Raw genomic sequence first — 18,605 nt, 5'->3', positions numbered from 1 at the left:
TTAAGTTGTAAAATTTTTGTTTCAATGATTTAAGTATTTTTAGGGAAAATTAATTGATATATATGAAAATTTGTTTTTCTTAAACCGTATAAATACTGATCAAAAGGTTATAATTTATTACTACATGAGGGAATTGTATCCTTAATCTTGTACAGTAGAACTGTATGCTTTATTGAGGTTGGCTGCAATGAATGAATTTTTAAAAGTCTTCGAGTCTATTACTGAATCAACGGTTTCTGTACAAAATAATCCAAGTGAATCTTCCGAGTTAAAACAATCTGCAACAAAGTTAAATCAGTCGATTCAATCCTGTACTGAGGAGTTAAGACAGTCCGCAGCCAGATTAAAAGAGTTAATGGCAGTTAGTTATAAAGATTTAGATCATGCTGAAGATGTCTGGAATAGTAAACCTAGAATTATTTCTGTCCCTAAGTCTGAACTGTGGGAAGAAATAGGAAAACTAACAGCGATTGATTTTAGAATTCGGGATTTACAGAAAAAATGTCAGACAGAAGTAATTCCAGAAATTAAAAATTCATGGTTAAATCAATGTGAACAGCTTAAGGAAACGTGGTTTAAAGATAGTAAAAGCGGAACATATAAGAAAGACTTGGGTTATTCAGATAAAGATGGTATGATTCAAGGGTTAGATAAGGCAATAAAAGTTATCAATAATAAGATGATCAGCCTAATCAATACTAATTTAGATCTTTTAAGTGAAGTCATATCTGATTTAGGCTTTGATTATATCTTAAATATAATAGATTTACTTGATTTCAAAAAGCAAGCTAATATTGCAATTAATCCTAGTTTATATTTTTATGAAAAAAACTATTTAATTAACATAAAAGGTCAAAGTAGTAATCTTATGCAAGAGTGGATAAAACCAACTTGGGACTCATTTTTAAAAGAAGGATCTTCTTTGATTAAAAGAGAGAAATTTAATAATTTTGTTAATGATATCAAGAAAATTATATTAGACAATATGGCTTCAAGATTTACTGAATGCTTTGATTTTGCTTTGACTACAACAACAAAAATGATTACTTTCTACAATGATATTTTAGAAAAACAAAACCGATATGAACAAGAAACCCCAGAACAACGGGAAGCAGAAAAAGCTTGGATTGATCAACAACGTCAACAATTAGATGGAGTTCAGAAACAAATTGATATTATATTGAATCAATCCTAATCAAGTTTAAATTTGAAATTGAGGTGGGAAATCAACCAACCACCAAAACGTTTTTTCGGGTTCAGGTGGAAACGCCCCCAAATAAGGGGGATTTCCGTCTGTAATTGCAGGGGAATTCGGTTGTAAATAGAAATTAGCTGAAGGCGAATCTTGAAAATTAGGGTTTGCTTCAATAAAATTATTACCTTTTGTACTATAAACATAATCTTTTGCCCACTCTTCTAAATAAACTGGATAGGTCACAGATTGAGATTGAAAGATTAAATTATTGTCAATTTTGATATTTTTTAAGGTAAAATCATTTTCCTGAAAATCTCGACTAAATCCAATTTGAAAATATTTATTTTCACTCAAAATATTATTCTCAATCACCAAATCTTCAACCTGAGTTGAATAAAGATATATTCCTCCGGTTAACCAATAAGGTTGAGGTTTATCAATTTTTCCATAACCATTAAGAACAATAGTATTATTATAAATTTGGATATTCTTTTTCAGTCTATCCTTTCCCCATCGGGATATAAAAATCCCTGATGCTCGATTATTATAAACTAAATTATGATGAATTTTAATATTTTCTATCCTGGGGCCATCTTCTGCGGAAATTGCAATCCCCGTCTCACATTCCTCAACAATATTATGATCAAACTCAATATTTTCTAAAACTCCAAACCAAGAATCGGCATAAAGTCCCTGGCGTTTTAAATGATGGGTATAATTGTGATGGACTCGACCATTCACACAGGTTTCTTTACAATCAATTCCTTCTTTTTCACTATAACAAACGAGATTATAAGCGACTTCAAAATCCTTCACCCCTGCTAATGTAATGGCTTCATGGGGTGCTTGTCGCCGAGGAGGTACATTAGGATGTTGAATTCTGAGATTAAGTCGATTAGCATTAATAACCGTATTTCCGATCACTTGATGTTCATAACAGTTATTCCAAATTGCAATCCCAGAAGAATAGGTGTTAATTGTGGTATTATTATAGAAGTTAATATGGTGACTATTTCTAACGGTAAATCCGGCATTATGGGAATTTATCACCGTTAAATTCTGAATCAGAATATAACTTTTATCAATAATTAAAAACGCGCCTTGATCATGGGGATAGGGAGGGGAACCCGTTGGAGGTTCTACAAAAATCTCATCCGCATCAATGATTACCTGTTCTCCAGGGTATCCAGCATAAATAATCCACTGATTCGGAAGTCCTGAAAATTGAGGACGAATCGGTTGATTAATGTTATATTTTCCTCCTCGAATATAAACTTTATCTCCCGCTTTGAGGGTATTGGCTGCTTTTTGAATTGTTGCCCAAGGTTGGTCTAATGTGCCAGAATTATTATCATTTCCGGTCGGTGAAACTGAATAAATTTTTTCTAAAGAGTTGGAAGTTTCACCTTGAGAAATTTGATCAAAAATCGGCGGTAAAATCAATGTTGTAGCCGTTGTTGTGAGAAATTGTTGTAGAAATTGGCGACGGGTTGAGTTCATTTTTGATTAGTCCTTGCTACCGTAGAGACAAGATCCCTGTAGGGGGGTCAAATGTAGGTAAAAACCATTCCCAAGAAAAGTTAGAGAGGATCTAAAACTTCAAAAGAAATCAAGGGAATTTTTGTTTTTAGCCTTATAATTAAATTATAGGGTTCTGGTGTAACTTTCAAACCTGATTCAAAAATATGCCTAATGCTAAAAAACAAAAAGGGTGTCAAACGATGGTGCGACGTACCTTTTTATTATTCATGGGTTTCTTAATTTTCAAGGGTTTAAAAGGTTTTTTCTCTATTGCTGAAAATCGCGATCGCACGTTACAATTTATTAACCAAATTAAACAAACCTATTTTTCACAACGATTTGCGGTTAATTCTCCAACACCCCAACCTGCAATTTCTCCCCCTACTATTGTTAAAACGCCTACTTTTAATCTTCCAACATCCCAACCCCTGATTATTCCAAACTCTCCTTCTCCTAACCTTAACTTAAATTCCATACAACCTGTACAAATTTTGCAAAAAAATCTGTTTGGAATTTCCTTTTATCAAACTATTATTAATTTAACTGATCCTGAAAATATAATCACGATGGGACTCGCCAATAACGCGCCTCAAGCTAATAGTAGTCAAAAATCTTACGGTGATGAATCCTTTACTAATTTTGTCAAACGGTATCCGGCGGCGGTCGTTGCGAATGGCACTTTTTTTAGTAAAGATAATCAAAAACGAGTCATGGGAAATTTAGTTGGGGAAGGCAAATTTTTAAAATATAGTCGTTGGGAAAATTTTGGGACAACGTTAGGGTTAAAAGCTGGAAATCGCCCGGAAATGATCACCGCTAGACTTGAAGGAAAACCCGAATGGAATCAACATTGGTTTTCTTTAACTTGTGGCCCCCGGTTAATTAAACAAGGTAAAATTTGGTTAGCACCCAAAACAGAAGGGTTTAATGATCCTCATGTTTTAGACAAAGGATATCGCACCGCTATTGGCTTTTCTCAAACCGGAAAAGAACTCTTTTTAGTTTCCTTTTTAGCGAGTTTAACGTTGCAACAAGAAGCGGAAGTGATGAAAGCCATTGGATGTTATGAAGCGATGAATTTAGATGGCGGTGCATCAGAAGGGTTAGCTTATCACGGAGATATTTATCTTAATCCTGGGCGAAATTTAACGAATGTAATTGTAATTTATGATCGAAATTATCCTGCCCCAACCGAAGTAAAAACCGCTTGGAAACAGTTTCAAAAGGGTCAACGTCCTGTTATTCCTATTAATCGTTAAATTCTTATTGAGGATGAACACTGCCATCTGGTAAAATAGCACCTTGTAATTTAGCTCCTGTTAATTTTACCATAATTTTATCGCCTATTCCTACTTTTGCCCCCGTTAAATTAGCACATCTTAAATCCGCCCCGCTTAAATCCGCCCCAATTAAATTAGCTTCTTGTAAATTAGCATAGGTTAAATTGGCTTGTAAAAAATTAGCCCGAAATAGATTCGCTTTATATAAACAGGCACCACTTAAGTTGACTTTATGCAGAAACGCATCACTTAAATTGGCTTCACTGAAGTCTGCACCGCTTAAATTTCGACTGGAAAAATCCCGTTCTTTTAAGTCTTCTCCTTTAAAGCTTAATCCACTTAATTCTGTGGGTTTAGGGGGAGGAGGTGGAGGAGAAGGAGGTGTTTTTGGTTGAGAATTAACTGGGGTTGGGGGACGCTTAAAATTGCCATTTTCAGAGGTTTTTACATTGGTTTTATAGGTCTGAGATTGATAAGAAGAAGCGGGACGTTGATAGGTTTGAGAAGTTGAATATCCTGCACCATTAGAGGAGGATTTAGGATAGGATTCTGAACGCTGAACTGTTGATGAGCGTTGAGTTGAATTCGATGAAGAACGACGCAATAAAGAACGTAATTTCTCCCGTGCTTGATTAATTTCCTTGAGTTTTTCCTCAGCGATTTTTCTTAATCGTTGATTTTCTTCAGGAATGCGATCGGGATGCCAAATAAATGCCAAGTCTTTATAAGCCTGATCCACCAATTCTAAGGAGGCACCAGGCTTAAGATCTAAAACTTTATAGTAGTAATTCAATTCACCCGGAGTGATCATGGCAGGAGTCCGCAATTAAGAATTTAGCAGTTATCATTAAAGATTGGAAAAGAAAAAGTTTTCTATTCCTAATTTTGATCCTAGTTTTTAAATCAACATCGGATCTAGGAGAGATAGAAACTGGCAATCTATATTAGTGCTATAGCTTAACATAGTTATCTCTACCTTGGGGTTTTTTATCGGCGAAATGGGTTTAAAACCCGGTGCTTTGAAGATCGGCTTCATATTAGGTTGTCTATTGAAGCCTAAGTGATGCTACCATTTTCGACAACACCGAGCTAACCTATACAGTAACATGAGTAGTCTGTAAAGCTATTGGTTCAGCCTGGGCCAGTGCTAGTCCATATTTAGTAGCAGGAGTTCTAAAAACCTTACCTCAACTTGTGCCGACAGTTGGGTCAGCAACCGGAACTTTATTTGGTGGAGCTTGGGCTGTTTTGATGGCTTATGCCCCTTATATTTCCTTAATTGCTGGTTTGATTTTAATTACTCTCAAATGGAGCGATAAGAAAGTGAAATTCGGGAACCTTGTCTATATTTTTGGAGTTAAACCTAGTGGTAGACCAAGTATCGGGTTTGCCTCGACCTATGATATGAATGAGAAGCAAATGAGAGATTTTATTATCGAATTTTCCAAAGAGATGCTTAGAGAACTATGCAGAGGTTATGTTAATCTTTGGGCATTTAATATTAACAATGATGAAGAAGTTGCTCTAATGTTTGACCTAACTGATGTTAATAATCCAATAGAAATCTCTGATAAAGCTATTCAGAAAGCTACCTGGGATTTGTTCAAGCACTTTACTGATGATGACGCACCACCATTTTAATTATTAAGTTTAATTATTAAGGAGAATTATGCCAACAGTATTTAAGAACACAAAATTCAAAGAAGATGGCAGTGAAGGTCAGATAGAAACAGTTTCAACTTTCTCTGTTTGGATCTGTATTACAAAGAGTTTTTCTGCACCACCAGTAGTTCTTAGGAATACACTCTTGGGGGCTTTGTACCCCTATAAAGAATTTATTATTGGGGAAATTCCCAAGACAACTAAAGACCCAAGTTTATTAGACCCATTTGAAATTCCTGGGGTTCAAGAGCCCTATTTCTTAGATTTAGCATCTAATTCAAGGACACATGGAAGATTTTTATTTACTCCTAACAGGACAATCGGAAGAGATTATTTTAGCGAAGATTGGAAACGAATTATTTATGGAAGTATCTTACATACCGAATGCAATCGAATGTTTTATCGGGAGATGAAATACATTATTGTTGATGATGAACGTCAAGATCGGGATGGGAATCCCCAAGATGATGGAGTAAATGGTGTTCATTGGAACTCTGGAGATTGTCATGCCAAAATGTCTAAAAGTCTTCTATACCTGTTAGAAGCTACTGAGACTGACCCTGGGAATCCAATTGATATTGATCCAAATAATCCTGAGCATCCAATAACAGTTCAATTCTGTGCTGCATTATTTCAAGAATGGGTGGCAAAAGGAACCGCTTCCTACCATCCTAAATTTGAATTAGATAAACGTTTTGCTGATTATGATTTAGTGATTCCCCTCTCTTGTTTTAAAGGTAATAAACCCGCACTCGGTAATCATACAGGTAAAGTTCTAATTGGTGTAGTTCATGAGGCAGAAGAACGGCGTGCCAAACCCGGTTGGATGTTATGGCAATGGTTCAAGTTTGAGACTCTTGAACAAGACGGAATAATTACTAGGCTGCATGAGAAATGTCATAAACTTAGTTCAGCCCTGGATAATATTCAGAGTTTGGCTGAAATCCTACGAGTAGATTTAGAAGAAGCTGAACAAGAATTAGCCAACCTAGATGATAATCCTGATGCGGAAGTAGCTTATGTTGATGTTGTTCTTAAAATCATTAAAGCTGATAAAGCTGGGGTTTTATTGTTGCATCCATACATTCTTTCAAAGATTAAATTTAGACTTCAAGAGATGTGGAAAAACTTGGCTAAAGCTGCGGGGGTTAGATTCTATTCTGTTATGTGTACTCCTGATACCTACCTGGAAAAATATCAACAAGCTGATGGCAATGATTTTGTTTATCAACCCAAAATCTTCTGTTCAGCAAGTTTTAAAGAAGGCTCTTATATTGTATTTGGTAATCCAATACAACATTGGGGAAATGTTCAACTTTGGAATAATGTTTATGAGGGGAACTTCAAAAATACTAAAGGAATCCTCGCGGCAACTCGTGAACTTTTATTGAGTCTTGGTAGGGATGCCAACGGCGATTATATTCAATTAATAAATAGTCAAATATATCCATCCATTACTGCTGCTTTATATGAGATGGATAGCCCTCCAAAAGTCAAGAAACTTCCTAACGTTGCGCTGAAAGGAAATCTTCAACAAATTGCCGTTAATTCAATGAATAATCTAGCTGGTATTGTTGGTAGTTTGACGGGACGAGCTAGAGCTATTGGTGCTGAGTTAATTGTTCTCAATATTCCCGGTGAAGGTGAAATGAGAATAATTGACTTTCTTGCCCAGGAGATGCAAATAGCAGTTGATAGCTTCAAATCAGCTTATCCTAATAATCAAGAAGGTCTAAAAGTTGTCAGGGAATTTCTTGATAAATCCGGTGCTGATATTCAATGGCTCAAAGACCTGAAATCTGATGATTGTTATTTAACCCGTCCCTGTCTGACTAATCCTCCACTGACGGATACCGTGACTCGAATAATAAATATAGTTAATAGTTATTGGAGATATCCAAATCTTAAGGAAGATACTACCCCAAAAGATTATCGTTTTACCTTATTTTCTAATGTTTATACAGATGAAATTCAAGATATGATCGCAAAAAGAGAACGAGATGCTTATCGAACTGAAATGGGGGAGGCAATCAATCATAAAAATTTGACAGAAGATGATAGCCGAATCAAAGAAGTTACTGCTAAATTTAAAGCCCAAACTGAAGAGATAATGCAGAACACTCTTAATCCTTTCAGAAAACCTTATCCTCCCCGAACTTGGGCAGCCGCTTACTGGAGAAGTAATCATTTAGCAAACTCTGGTACTGCTAGTTTAGTATTTTTGTTATTCTGTGATGAAATTATTGAGGAATTACAGTCCAAAAATAATAGAAAAGTTTGGTTACTTTCAATTTATGCAGTCCAATACACAACTTTTGCTCGACCTCAACATTCAGCTTGGAATGGAGAAGAATTAACGGTTAGGAGTAGTTTTGTAACTGTTAATGGCAGTGAAAAGGTTTCTATTGAAGCGAAATTTGATAATCAACCTGGATTTATTCACATGGGGCTAGTCCCAGATAAAATGATTGCTGATGTTCCTAATGGTTTGGTCTGGAGAGTTAAAATCTTTGCCAAAACTTATGAGAATGACCGATATCCTCGCAGGATGTCCCCCAATGATGTTTGTACAAGTCTTTTCTTATTTTCTGTTGATATGCTTCAAGAAGATATTGATGATTTTATGACCGACCATTGGCAAAATAATAGCCGTTTTAATCCTCTTCCTTTTCCTTAACTTGTTGCTTAACTTCTTCCTTAACCTTATGCTTGACCATTTTAATAAAGCAAATTACAATCAACAATGCTATAGCACTACGCGCTATTGTTAGGACATAATGTAGAGACGCGCCATGGCGCGTCTCTACACGGTCATTATAAAAACGTCCTAAAGTTAGCGCGTAGCACTATAGACACAGCTTACATTGAGAAAATAACTGGATTTAGTCGAGATACAATATCGAAGAAACTATCACTGTTAAACCCGTAACCAAACCTAAAATCCTTTTTCATCGGCGAAATACCCCTAAACCATTGTGAACTGGGGCGGCTGTATCGGGAATTCGATTTAACAGTTGACCTCCTAAAACTAAACTGGTGGAACTTCCTCCGTCTAAATTTAACGCTTCTGTTGCCCCTAATTGCTGCATCAACAGCGCCATTTCTGTTAATTTAGCACCCACACCCCCCACACGGTTATGGACGGTGGCAATTAACCATTCTCCCTTGGCGGTAATTCCGACGCTGCTACGGATAGCAGATTGATCCGCAAACCAAATATTAAACCCTTCAGCAACCGCATCAACTACGACTTGTCCGTTTTGTAATAATAATGGCCCCCCTCCTAAAATATGGGGAAATAAATTAAAATCCGAGGGTGTAGTTTGGGATTCTATCGTAATAGATGTTCCCACAGAAAACGAACTTAAGGCGCTACGAAACGATCGCAATGTTAACAAATAACCATTTTTAGGAATTGCAATCCCAGAGGTAGTATTTGTTGATTCAATTTGTTGTTTAACAATATTATTTTCCACAAGAATAACAATTTCATTCGCCGTTAAGGGGGTATAACTTTCGCCCCATTCGGGAGTATATCGAGCGATTCCAGCTTTGACATAACCTGTATTGAGTAATTCACAATCTAACCGTTGTCCCGATGATGAAATTAAGGTTTCTTTTAAACTGAAACGGGCAATTTTAGTTTGTCCTGCATCATTCCAAGCGATCGCTCCTCGATTTAAAATCGGCCCTGAAAACCATTTCCCATCTCGCCGAATTGCCCCTAATGGTAAGAGATTGTTGCGGTTAAAATAGCCTCCATTAATTGCTGCTAAACATTGACAATTATCTACGGTTTTGAGTAAACTGTCAATCCCTTTCATTCCCGTTAGATTAGCCCAAATCGGACGTAAATTTAAACTTGAACCCGGATTTAAGGTTAACCAAACTACCGGAAAACGACTATTATTTAAGGTTATATATTGTTGTCGCCAACGCAATCCTTTTGTCCAAGTAATATCCCGTTCAATTAACCCATCTTGTCGGAGTTCAATTAAAATTCGATTAGGATTATTTAAGGTAGAAACTTTCACGCCATAACCATCGGGTAAAGTTCCTTGAATTACCGTTTGATTATTAATATTTTTAACAATAGGTCGAGAGGGTTTTTGAGTTGTTCCTGCGGTTTCGCCTTCATTTTGTTGTTCAGAAGTTCCTGAAGTGGGTGTGGGTTGAGATTGTTCTTGAAAAGGTTTAGCAACAGTCGCAGAAGTGACCGCATCAACCACAACTTCCCATTGGGTATTTTGTTGATAAAGTTCCCAAGGTGTGGGTTGATTTAATGTTACCATCATTTGAGAACTATTTGAGCGTTCTTCAAAGGTTAAAGCTGGGACAGTTCCCAATTTAGAAATAATATTGAGGGTTTGATCTTGTATTTCTAAATCCCATCCTGATAATTCTGCTAATTGATTAATTTTCAAATAGCGACATTCTGCATCCCAAGTTGTTTTGAATTTATAGGGAGTTGAAGAAAACCAACTGACAGTTTGCGAGTTTTCATCCGTTGTATTTAAGGGATTAATCCCTAAAACTTGCATAATTCCCTTATCACTAATTCCGGTATTTGTCGCAATTCCTGAACTCCACTGACTCCAGGGTAACTTCCATTTTCGACCATTGACAGAAAGATGAGTTCCGGTGCGGATAATTCCCGGTTTTGATAATTCTACAAGATATTGGCAAATAATCGGATCAGCTTTTTTGAGTAATACTAAAGCTTGATAAATAATCGCAGCGACTTCTCCCCGCGTTGCGTTTAAATTAGGGTTTAAGGCTTCAGGATTAGGATGATTAACTACCAATTGAGAACGAGTTGCGGTTATTACCGATTGAGTTGCATAACCCGGAATTATATCTGCATCAGTATAAAGATCTTCTAAGTTTAAATGATCACCTTTGGCTAAGTTTAAACCTGATACTAATGCTAATAAAACTTGTAAACGAGTCACCGGATTTTGAGGATAAAACCGTCCATCAGGGAAGCCGGAAATAAACCCAGATTCGTAAGCCGTTTGAATGGCTTTTGCCGCCCAAAAATCCTTTGTAACATCACTAAATTGGATATATTGACGTTTAGCAGGAGTAGGAAATGCAGCTTTTAGAAGAGTCGCAAATTCCCCACGAGTTAGGTTTTGATCTGGGCGAAAGGTGTTATCTTTAAACCCATTAATTAACCCTTGAGCTTGTAACCGTTGAATAAAAGGACGTGCCCAATGCTGGGTAATATCTAAAAAAACAGGTTGGGAACTGGTCATATTATTAGCTTAAGAAAGGAAGAGAGAGCAAATATAGTTATATTATTTCACCGGATTGAGTTTTTATTCCGTATGAGTTTTTGAGTCTTCTGTTTAAAGTGTCACATTTTGTCGATTTAGAAAAGCGGAAAAACCCCCCTCAAGTGTTGCTTAAGTTTAAATGGTAATAAAAGTTACATTGTATATCAGGGAAAATACTATTAACAGATGTCAATATTTTATCAAAAATCGTTGAATTTATTCAAGATAAATGTTGAGAACGCAAACAATAGTTAATAGTCAGGGTATCAAATTTAACTCATAAAAGTTATATTAAGAAGAACAAATAATTTTTAGTGGAGGTAACAATGGATGATTCTGATTTAGGGATAGAGGAACAGTTTTGGTTGAGTGATGCGGAGTCAATGGCGCGAATGATTACCGATAAAATGGGAGTTATTGAAAGTTATCATCAACCGAGTGAATATGCCTTTGAGCTAACTCCTTCTGAACTGCGATCGCCATTGTTTAGATTAGCATTCTTATCTAAATGGAAGATGAAATTTAGATTAAAACTTTTTCATAAACCGAGTTAAATTGGCTGAGAAGAACATTAAAGTTTAATTTAAAATTAAGGGTGGTTTAAGGAATAAAACCACCCTTTGATATGTTGAAAAGCTTGATTTTAAAATACCTTTAGTCTCTTAAAATTTAGGATTCCCACTGATCAATGATCCGTTGTAATCCCTCAGCAATCTCTTGCCAATTTTGAGCCAGGTCTGTACTGCGATCTTGACGCAGAAATTCAGCTTCATTAAAACAATGATCCGTCAAAGAATGAACAACACTTCTAATTCCATGTTCCTCAATGAGTTGATTTAAAGCACGAGTTAACTTTTCAGTTTTAGGTTCAGTCATGTCCTACTCAATTCATCATTCACGGGTGACAGCCTCTATAATACTGCCATTTGTTACCTTTTTACTAGAAAGGATTTTAATTTTGATCGGGTTTAAGATTGTGTTGAGATAGGACAATAGAAATCCTCTGAAGTCGTCGTTGTTGATCTTGTTTTAACTGTTCTAAATCATGGTTAAATCCTGCCGCTTCTATCTCACCTGTATGGGGATTTCGATAGGATTGAATTCGAGCGCATAATACAGCATCATATTCTAAGGGATATTGGGTTTTACAATCTTGAAGAGACGAAAGATAAACTTTCCCGGCTGCGGGAGATTGGTTAATTAAATCAATCCCTGCTAACAGTTCAAATAATCCTAGTTGCAAATTTTTAATTTTAGCTTCCTGCTGAAGTCGCTCTGTGGATTTTCTTAATTTTTTAATTTGTTTTAAATCAGCTTCTAAAGGCGATGAAGCTTGATGTTGATAAGCAAAAGTTCCTAAATTTAACGCAGCATTTCCAAAATCTCGATGTCCAAAATATTCAGGTGTAAATCCTCCCTCAACGGTTCGTGTCCCTTCTGCTAATCCAATTGCAATCACACCCAAGGAATTAGGGGTTAAAAATAATTCATCTGTTTTAAAATTCGAGATTTTAACAGGATTTTGAGGTTCAGGAGTGGATACGATTTTAACAGTTATAGGTTGTTCTGAACCCACATTAGGTTGATTATGATTTAAAGCCAAAAATGTAATCAACTCAACCAATGCTAAACCCTGAAGTAGACTTAAAAAAATGAATGAACGAGATAAAACTAAGGGGAATAGTTTTTGGCTCAGAATTTTATAAAATGAAATTTTTTGCAGATTACGGAGTTTTGCACCCTTGAATAAACTCGTATTAATCACGGTTTAATCTCTTTTTTTACCTGGACAAATCCAGATTACCAGCGAGGAAAGCAATAAAAATCTTCCTGAAGTCATAAAATAACGAATTGTTTTTAAACGAAAAGCAACAAGATTAAAGTATTACTTCAACCTGGCTGCTTTTGGGAATTTAAAAATTAAGAATTAACCAACCGTTAATTGGCTAGTATCCACTGACGTTGCTCCATTAACACCTTTAGCAACTGTCACCATTCTACTCAACAGTTGTTGACTGGGAACCTTCCCTTTTAACACAACTGTACTATCAGTTTGAGCAACCCAAACGCTATCCATATCATCTAATTCAGAATCTTGATCAAACGCATAAGCCACTCGTTTTGCTAAACCACTTTGATCATATTTGCCATCTAAACCCATCCGTTCAGGGGGAATTGTAGCAGTTGCTGTTGTTGCGGGAGCACTCGCCTGAACATTTTGTACAGGTTGAGTAGTTTTAGCTTTTTCTTCTTCATGACGACCAAATAATCGGCTTAACCAACCCATTGTCATTCTCCTATTTTTTATTTTTATTTATCATCTTTAAATATAAAAATATCAGTTGAGAATTACCTCTATCTCTTGATAGAAACTTTCAGCAAGATGAAAATTTACTGATTCAATTTTAATAGAAACTATTCTTTTAAGAATGAATTTAACAGGAGCCAAACTCAACGGAACGAATCTCAATTAAGCTGCTTTAAATAAAGTTTTTCTCTGATATTAATCTCAGATATGCTATTTTAAATCGAACAATAAACTTAATTTTGGGTTCAGAAATCGGGTTTTTGCGTAAGTCCTATGGGTTTGAGATTGAACACTATTCCTGAGTTGACATCAGAATAATTTTTGCCCGTATTTTATCTTGACCTGATTGGAAATTGAACCAAAAAATGTAACAGAAAATCGTTACTCTAGGGGGATGTCTTCCACCTTGTAGAAATGAAATAATGAATCAATCCTTTCGTATGTTCATTGTGGTAGCAAGACGAGTGTTTATTTGCAGAGTGTTAGGCACTCGTCATTTTTACCCAGAACATGGGGAAGCCTAAGTCCTGAACTTTCAAAGTTAGTTGTTTAAAGGGCAAACCAGGGTTTTTTATGGAGTTGAAATCCTACTCAATTCCATTAGGTCATGAACCTCAACTCTTGGGTTGCCCCATTATTTATTATATTTATTAATTGTAGTTATTTCCCTAAGAAATGGTAAGCGCCTATTGTAAAGAAAGGTACTCACCAATTAATGCCAATCAATTTGATTTAACTTGATTATTCTATGTTTATAAAGTTTTAGGAATACCTCTACAGGATTGATTTTCTGTTACATTTTCTGGTTCAGCTTCTTTCTGTTGCCCATCTATCAAGGGTTTCACCCCCTCCTCCGGTAGATAACACGGACACCTCAGACACCCTAACTTCCGAGTGCGGGTTCAAGCTTACTTTTGCTCCGCAATCCTATGTCCGTAGCATTCAAAGAGAGGACACTACGAGAAAATACGGAAATCTGACGAAAAAAAAGCACTTGGATTGCTGCTTTGAAATCATTGAATTAGTTATGCTAATTCTCCTGTCACCCTATTATCCATAGGGGTTTGAAGTAATTGTAAACTTAAGTAAAAGGTAAAGTTTTTATTAAGAAATCTGGGGAATCCCAAGTTTTAATGCTTATAATTGAAGCAATCCGAAAGGATTAAACATTCCAACAGTATAATAACTTTGTAAATAATCCTCTGATAAAAGGGGATTAAAATATTCAATCCTAAAAGTAAAAACGCCCAAGTTTAACAGCCTCCGATGATTTGATCAGAGGCTGTTAAACGTTTAAATTAATCTGAACACAGCAATGTCTTAAGGAGAATTTATCTATAATCTCGGTTTGAAGGGACTATAGTTACAGCTTTGCTTAACGGTGGGATGAAAAACCGAGCAACAGACCCAGCGTAGCACGATATAAAAATTGTAAAAAAAAATTTAATACACCTATCTTTTGAAAGATTCGCTTCTACAGTTTTTCCTCTACTGTCTTAAATACAGTTAAACTTTTAAAAGAGGTTAAAGTATGACGACACAACAAGCTCAACAAAAACAACCGGATGCGAATGTTGAAATTTCAGAAAAACATCAGCCCTTTTTAGAAAAAGTTATGACTGAAGGAGGTCTTTCTGATCTCTATGATGCCAGAGATATTACAGAAGTTGTCTTTCGGGTGATGCGGGATGTTATGAGTACAGAAACCGCCGACCATGTTGCTGAAGAATTACATAAAGAAGTGATGCCAACTTCTAATAAAAGACTCCAAATGGAAATTGCTGAGTTATGGGAAGATACAAATCCGATTGTCGGTTTTTTAAGCCGGATTCGTCCGCCTTTAAAAGGGCCTGGTTTATCAGGAATTGATTCAGAAAAATTTTTAGTTCGTGTGGCCAATGAAGGGGGTTTACCTCCAACAACCCATGCAGAAACCGTGATTAAAGCTGTCTTTTCTGCAACAAAAGCTGAACTTTCTAAAGAACGTATTGAAGAAATTACAGGGTGGCTTCCCGCCGATATTCAAGAAATTTGGAAACAAGCCTAGGGGGTCAGAGGCTAGGGGGGGTGTAGGGTGTGTCAGGGTAAACACCTTCAACGGTTAACATCCCACTCCCCGGTACTTCCTGTCTCGATAAAGGTGATTTTTTGAGCCCCATTCCTTGATTCATTTTGGGGAGAAGAACAGAATCTCTGTTTTGATAACTTTTTTTAATATTTTTTTAATATTGTAAAGGAAAGTTGAATTTATACTCAATATCTTCTTGTCTTTCATAATGATATACTTTTGCTCAAATTGTCAGCATAGAGGGCTTTAATTACCTTCCCAAAAGCGACCTAACTGGCCAATTTTAGTTTAATTTTAACTTAATGTAGCTTTTTTTGTTTTTTTCTTTCCAATTGTGATGATTTACGCTACAGTAGACTCATAGGAATAAAGTATAATGAAGTATAGATTACTTCCATGCACTCAATCATTTTTTCAAACTCTCTAGTTTCGGGATGTAGAGAAACCTAATTTCAGAGATGGGCAATTTTAGGTTTCTAGGGTGAAATACTCTAGGGTATTTCTGGGTTTTAATCCTAATAATATTACCAGTAAACCCCCCAGAGCTTTGATGGATAATCACCTCCTTAACCGATTGTTTCCTTAACTCGTTAATTTGGGTTTTATAGGAAGCAAAAAATTCGGGAGGAGAAACCCAAACTTCGACAGAATTAAGGATTGAGCGTCAATATAGTATTTTTACCCTCAGTGTGCAATCTTCCTATGAATAAATTATTGGATTCTCAAGCAGTAGCATCAGTGAATCAACAAGGTTTGCATCGATTAGTACGCTCGGTTTCCCTATCTCAAGGGCAATTTTCCTTAGTCTTAGTGCGATGCAATTCTAGTCAACTCAGACAACAAGTGCTTCAGGCTGTACAAGCTGATTCTGAAATTGCCATTGAACTTCTTATCCTCTCTCCTCAAACGTCAACCCTGTATACAACCTTATCAGAATACGTTCAAACCCATTCCCCTTCAGCATTGATGATTTTCGGGTTAGAAACCGTTGAAAATCTCGATGCTCTTCTGAGTTCAGCAAATCAGGTTCGGGATGAATTTCGCAAACAATTTAATTTCCCCGTAATTTTATGGATTACGGATGATATTGCGACACAGTTAATTCGTCTAGCACCGGATTTTAAAAGTTGGGCAGCTGCAACGATTAAATTTCAATTAACAACGGCGGAGTTATTAGATTATTTAAAATTACAAGCCAATACCCTTTTTACCTTGGCAGAACTCAAAATCAAAGCTTGGGAACCGGAAACAGAACAAGCTTTTCAATCTTCCGTTTCTCGGAGTTATCCTTCTGACTTTGCCATCAATTCTAATCGTCGCCGAGAACTTGAACTCCATTGGCAAGATTTACAAAATCGAGGTTATGAATTAGACCCAGCTTTAGAAGCGTTTCGTCAGTTTATTTTCGCTCAAGATTGCGATGCTAATGACCACAGCGAAAAAGCTCGCCAACATTATCAACAAAGTTTAGCTTTTCTACAGCATGAATGTATCCAAAAAGATGTAGGGTGTTGGTTCACGGTCAACCGTCAGGGAATTGTTCTCTTTCATATTGCCTTAACTTATTGGATTCAAGCCACAAGAAATCCAGGGATAAAACACACGTTATTACTAGAAGCCCAAAATTATTTTGAGCAAAGTCAGCAAATTTTTGAACAAGCTGGACGACCGGATTTAGCAGCAGGAGTTCTCTCCCATTTAGGAGAAGTTTTACAACGTTTACAATTATGGAAGGAGTTACAAGAATTAGCCATCTCTGGGTTAAAAATGCACCTGATTTATGGAACTGCTAGCCAACTCGCTCAAGATTATGGGTTTATGGCAGAGGTGGCGTTACGACGGTCGCAATGGAATCAAGCCCTTGCTTTAGCGCAATTGGCGTTAACAATTTTACCCGAATTGAATCGAACAGCGAGTCGAGGACAATGTTTATTATTATTAGCACGCTGTTATCAACAGCAGGGAGAATGGCTACAGGCGCGGCAAGAATTAGAATTAGCTTTAGAGCAAACAAAACCTCAATATAATCCGCAGTTGTATCTGGATATTTTGGGAGAATTACGGAATATTTACTATCATCAAGGTCGGTATCGCCAAGCATTTAGAATCAAGAAAAAGCAACGGGAACTTGAGCATCAATATGGGTTCCGAGCGTTTATTGGGGCTGCCCAACTTCAACCGCCTAAACAAGCAATTAATCCCTCTAGTCTTAAAGGGGAAAATATCGTAACTATTGCGGAAGAAATGATGGCATCCTGTCGCCAACAGGATATTCAAAATTTGCTGAATCGATTAAGTCGAGATGATCACAAATTGATTATTGTTCATGGGCGTTCTGGGGTGGGCAAAAGTTCTTTAGTGAATGCAGGTTTAGTTCCGGCTTTGAAGAATACGGCGATTAGTGCTAGAGGTTGTTTACCCGTTGTAATTCAGGGTTATACGGATTGGGCTAGGGAATTAGAACGCAGTTTAGCCAATGTTTTACTGAATTGTGATGCCTTCAAATATCCTGATGAATCAATTAAAAAACTCTGGTATAATGTGATTGCTCAATCCTCAACTAAACCGACAAATTTCTGCCAAAAAAATGCGGAAACAGCTAATTCTTTCATTCTTAATTCGTCTTCTTTTGTTCTAAAACAACTGAATAAAAATGCGGATCGAAATTTACTAACGGTTTTGATTTTTGATCAATTTGAAGAATTCTTTTTTGTCTCTCATCATCAAACTAGAAGAAAAATATTTTATGATTTTTTGAAAGTTTGTTTGGATTTACCTTTTGTCAAAATTATTTTTTCTATCCGGGAAGATTATCTGCACTATCTTTTGGAATGTGATTATTTATTAAATTTAGAAGCCATTAATAATAACATTCTGGATAAGAAAATACGCTATCATTTGCGGGATTTTACTTTAGCCGAAGCAAAAACAGTAATTGACCGATTAACCCAACGGGCTAAATTAAAATTAGAACCCGCTTTAATTAATGCCTTAGTCACCGATTTAGCAGATGAACGTCAGGAAGTTAGACCCATTGAATTGCAAGTTGTGGGTGCTCAACTTCAGGAAGAAGGAGAACATGGAATTACCACCTTATCGACTTATCAAAAATTAGGAATTAATCCCAAAGCCGAATTAATTAAACATTCCATTGAACAGGTAATTCAAGATTGTGGTCAAGAAAACGAAGATGCCGCCTGGGAAGTATTATTTGCCCTAACGGATGAAAAATTTACTCGTCCCATTAAAACAAAAGCTGAATTAATTACAGCAGCTAGGAGGAGACAACAAG

General features: G+C 36.3%; 14 protein-coding genes. 8 read left to right on the top strand and 6 right to left on the bottom strand.

Annotated features, from left to right (window positions below; genetic code table 11):
* The first annotated feature begins 187 nt into the window (after nt 1-187).
* A complete protein-coding gene (locus IQ236_RS15510; protein WP_193870082.1) occupies nt 188-1,195 on the top strand; it encodes a hypothetical protein in 1,008 nt (335 codons plus the stop codon).
* Between the two features lie 6 nt (nt 1,196-1,201).
* Here IQ236_RS15510 and IQ236_RS15505 read toward each other — a convergent pair whose 3' ends face one another.
* On the bottom strand, nt 1,202-2,695 hold the full coding sequence (locus tag IQ236_RS15505; protein WP_193870080.1) for a right-handed parallel beta-helix repeat-containing protein: 1,494 nt from the start codon (nt 2,693-2,695) through the stop codon (nt 1,202-1,204).
* Nucleotides 2,696-2,880: 185 nt separating this feature from the next.
* On the opposite strand from IQ236_RS15505, the gene IQ236_RS15500 reads away from it, so the two are divergent.
* A complete protein-coding gene (locus IQ236_RS15500; RefSeq protein ID WP_193870078.1) occupies nt 2,881-3,975 on the top strand; it encodes a phosphodiester glycosidase family protein in 1,095 nt (364 codons plus the stop codon).
* Nucleotides 3,976-3,979: 4 nt separating this feature from the next.
* Here the strand turns inward: IQ236_RS15500 and IQ236_RS15495 are convergent, their stop codons facing one another.
* Entirely contained in the window at nt 3,980-4,807 is an 828-nt protein-coding gene (locus IQ236_RS15495; protein WP_193870076.1) for a pentapeptide repeat-containing protein, read from the bottom strand.
* 383 nt (nt 4,808-5,190) lie between these two features.
* Between IQ236_RS15495 and IQ236_RS15490 the strand changes: the two genes are divergently transcribed.
* Together IQ236_RS15490 and IQ236_RS15485 are read left to right on the top strand one after the other, a co-directional pair.
* Complete coding sequence (locus IQ236_RS15490) at nt 5,191-5,637, top strand: hypothetical protein (RefSeq protein ID WP_193870074.1); 447 nt, start codon at nt 5,191-5,193, stop codon at nt 5,635-5,637.
* Between the two features lie 28 nt (nt 5,638-5,665).
* Complete coding sequence (locus IQ236_RS15485; protein WP_193870072.1) at nt 5,666-8,335, top strand: hypothetical protein; 2,670 nt, start codon at nt 5,666-5,668, stop codon at nt 8,333-8,335.
* Nucleotides 8,336-8,606: 271 nt separating this feature from the next.
* Here IQ236_RS15485 and IQ236_RS15480 read toward each other — a convergent pair whose 3' ends face one another.
* Nucleotides 8,607-10,916 carry a phosphodiester glycosidase family protein gene (locus IQ236_RS15480; RefSeq protein ID WP_193870070.1) on the bottom strand — a complete coding sequence of 770 codons (2,310 nt, stop codon included), beginning with the start codon at nt 10,914-10,916 and terminating at the stop codon, nt 8,607-8,609.
* Nucleotides 10,917-11,263: 347 nt separating this feature from the next.
* On the opposite strand from IQ236_RS15480, the gene IQ236_RS15475 reads away from it, so the two are divergent.
* Entirely contained in the window at nt 11,264-11,491 is a 228-nt protein-coding gene (locus tag IQ236_RS15475; protein ID WP_193870069.1) for a hypothetical protein, read from the top strand.
* Nucleotides 11,492-11,606: 115 nt separating this feature from the next.
* Here the strand turns inward: IQ236_RS15475 and IQ236_RS15470 are convergent, their stop codons facing one another.
* The 3 genes from IQ236_RS15470 to IQ236_RS15460 form a co-directional block, all read right to left on the bottom strand.
* Nucleotides 11,607-11,813 (bottom strand): hypothetical protein, encoded by a 207-nt coding sequence (locus IQ236_RS15470; RefSeq protein WP_190516690.1) that lies wholly within the window; start codon nt 11,811-11,813, stop codon nt 11,607-11,609.
* 76 nt (nt 11,814-11,889) lie between these two features.
* Complete coding sequence (locus tag IQ236_RS15465) at nt 11,890-12,702, bottom strand: hypothetical protein (RefSeq protein WP_193870067.1); 813 nt, start codon at nt 12,700-12,702, stop codon at nt 11,890-11,892.
* A 162-nt stretch (nt 12,703-12,864) separates the two neighbouring features.
* Nucleotides 12,865-13,224, bottom strand: a complete 360-nt coding sequence (locus IQ236_RS15460; protein ID WP_193870065.1) for a BON domain-containing protein — start codon at nt 13,222-13,224, stop codon at nt 12,865-12,867.
* Between the two features lie 115 nt (nt 13,225-13,339).
* Here IQ236_RS15460 and IQ236_RS28350 point away from each other — a divergent pair, with 115 nt between their 5' ends.
* From IQ236_RS28350 to IQ236_RS15445, 3 genes are all read left to right on the top strand, one after another.
* Nucleotides 13,340-13,411, top strand: coding sequence for a hypothetical protein (locus tag IQ236_RS28350; RefSeq protein WP_193870146.1), 72 nt, complete (start codon nt 13,340-13,342; stop codon nt 13,409-13,411).
* 1,365 nt (nt 13,412-14,776) lie between these two features.
* The gene (locus IQ236_RS15450; RefSeq protein ID WP_193870064.1) at nt 14,777-15,292 is read left to right on the top strand and encodes a DUF2267 domain-containing protein; all 516 of its coding nucleotides are present in this window, start codon (nt 14,777-14,779) and stop codon (nt 15,290-15,292) included.
* A 723-nt stretch (nt 15,293-16,015) separates the two neighbouring features.
* A partial coding sequence (locus IQ236_RS15445) for an nSTAND1 domain-containing NTPase (protein WP_228041665.1) occupies nt 16,016-18,605 on the top strand: 2,590 nt, incomplete at its 3' end.

Source organism: Planktothrix mougeotii LEGE 06226, from assembly GCF_015207485.1.
Classification (GTDB): Bacteria; Cyanobacteriota; Cyanobacteriia; order Cyanobacteriales; family Microcoleaceae; genus Planktothrix.
The sequence above is the reverse complement of the archived record's forward strand: the minus strand, read 5'-3'. Positions and strand labels throughout refer to the sequence as shown.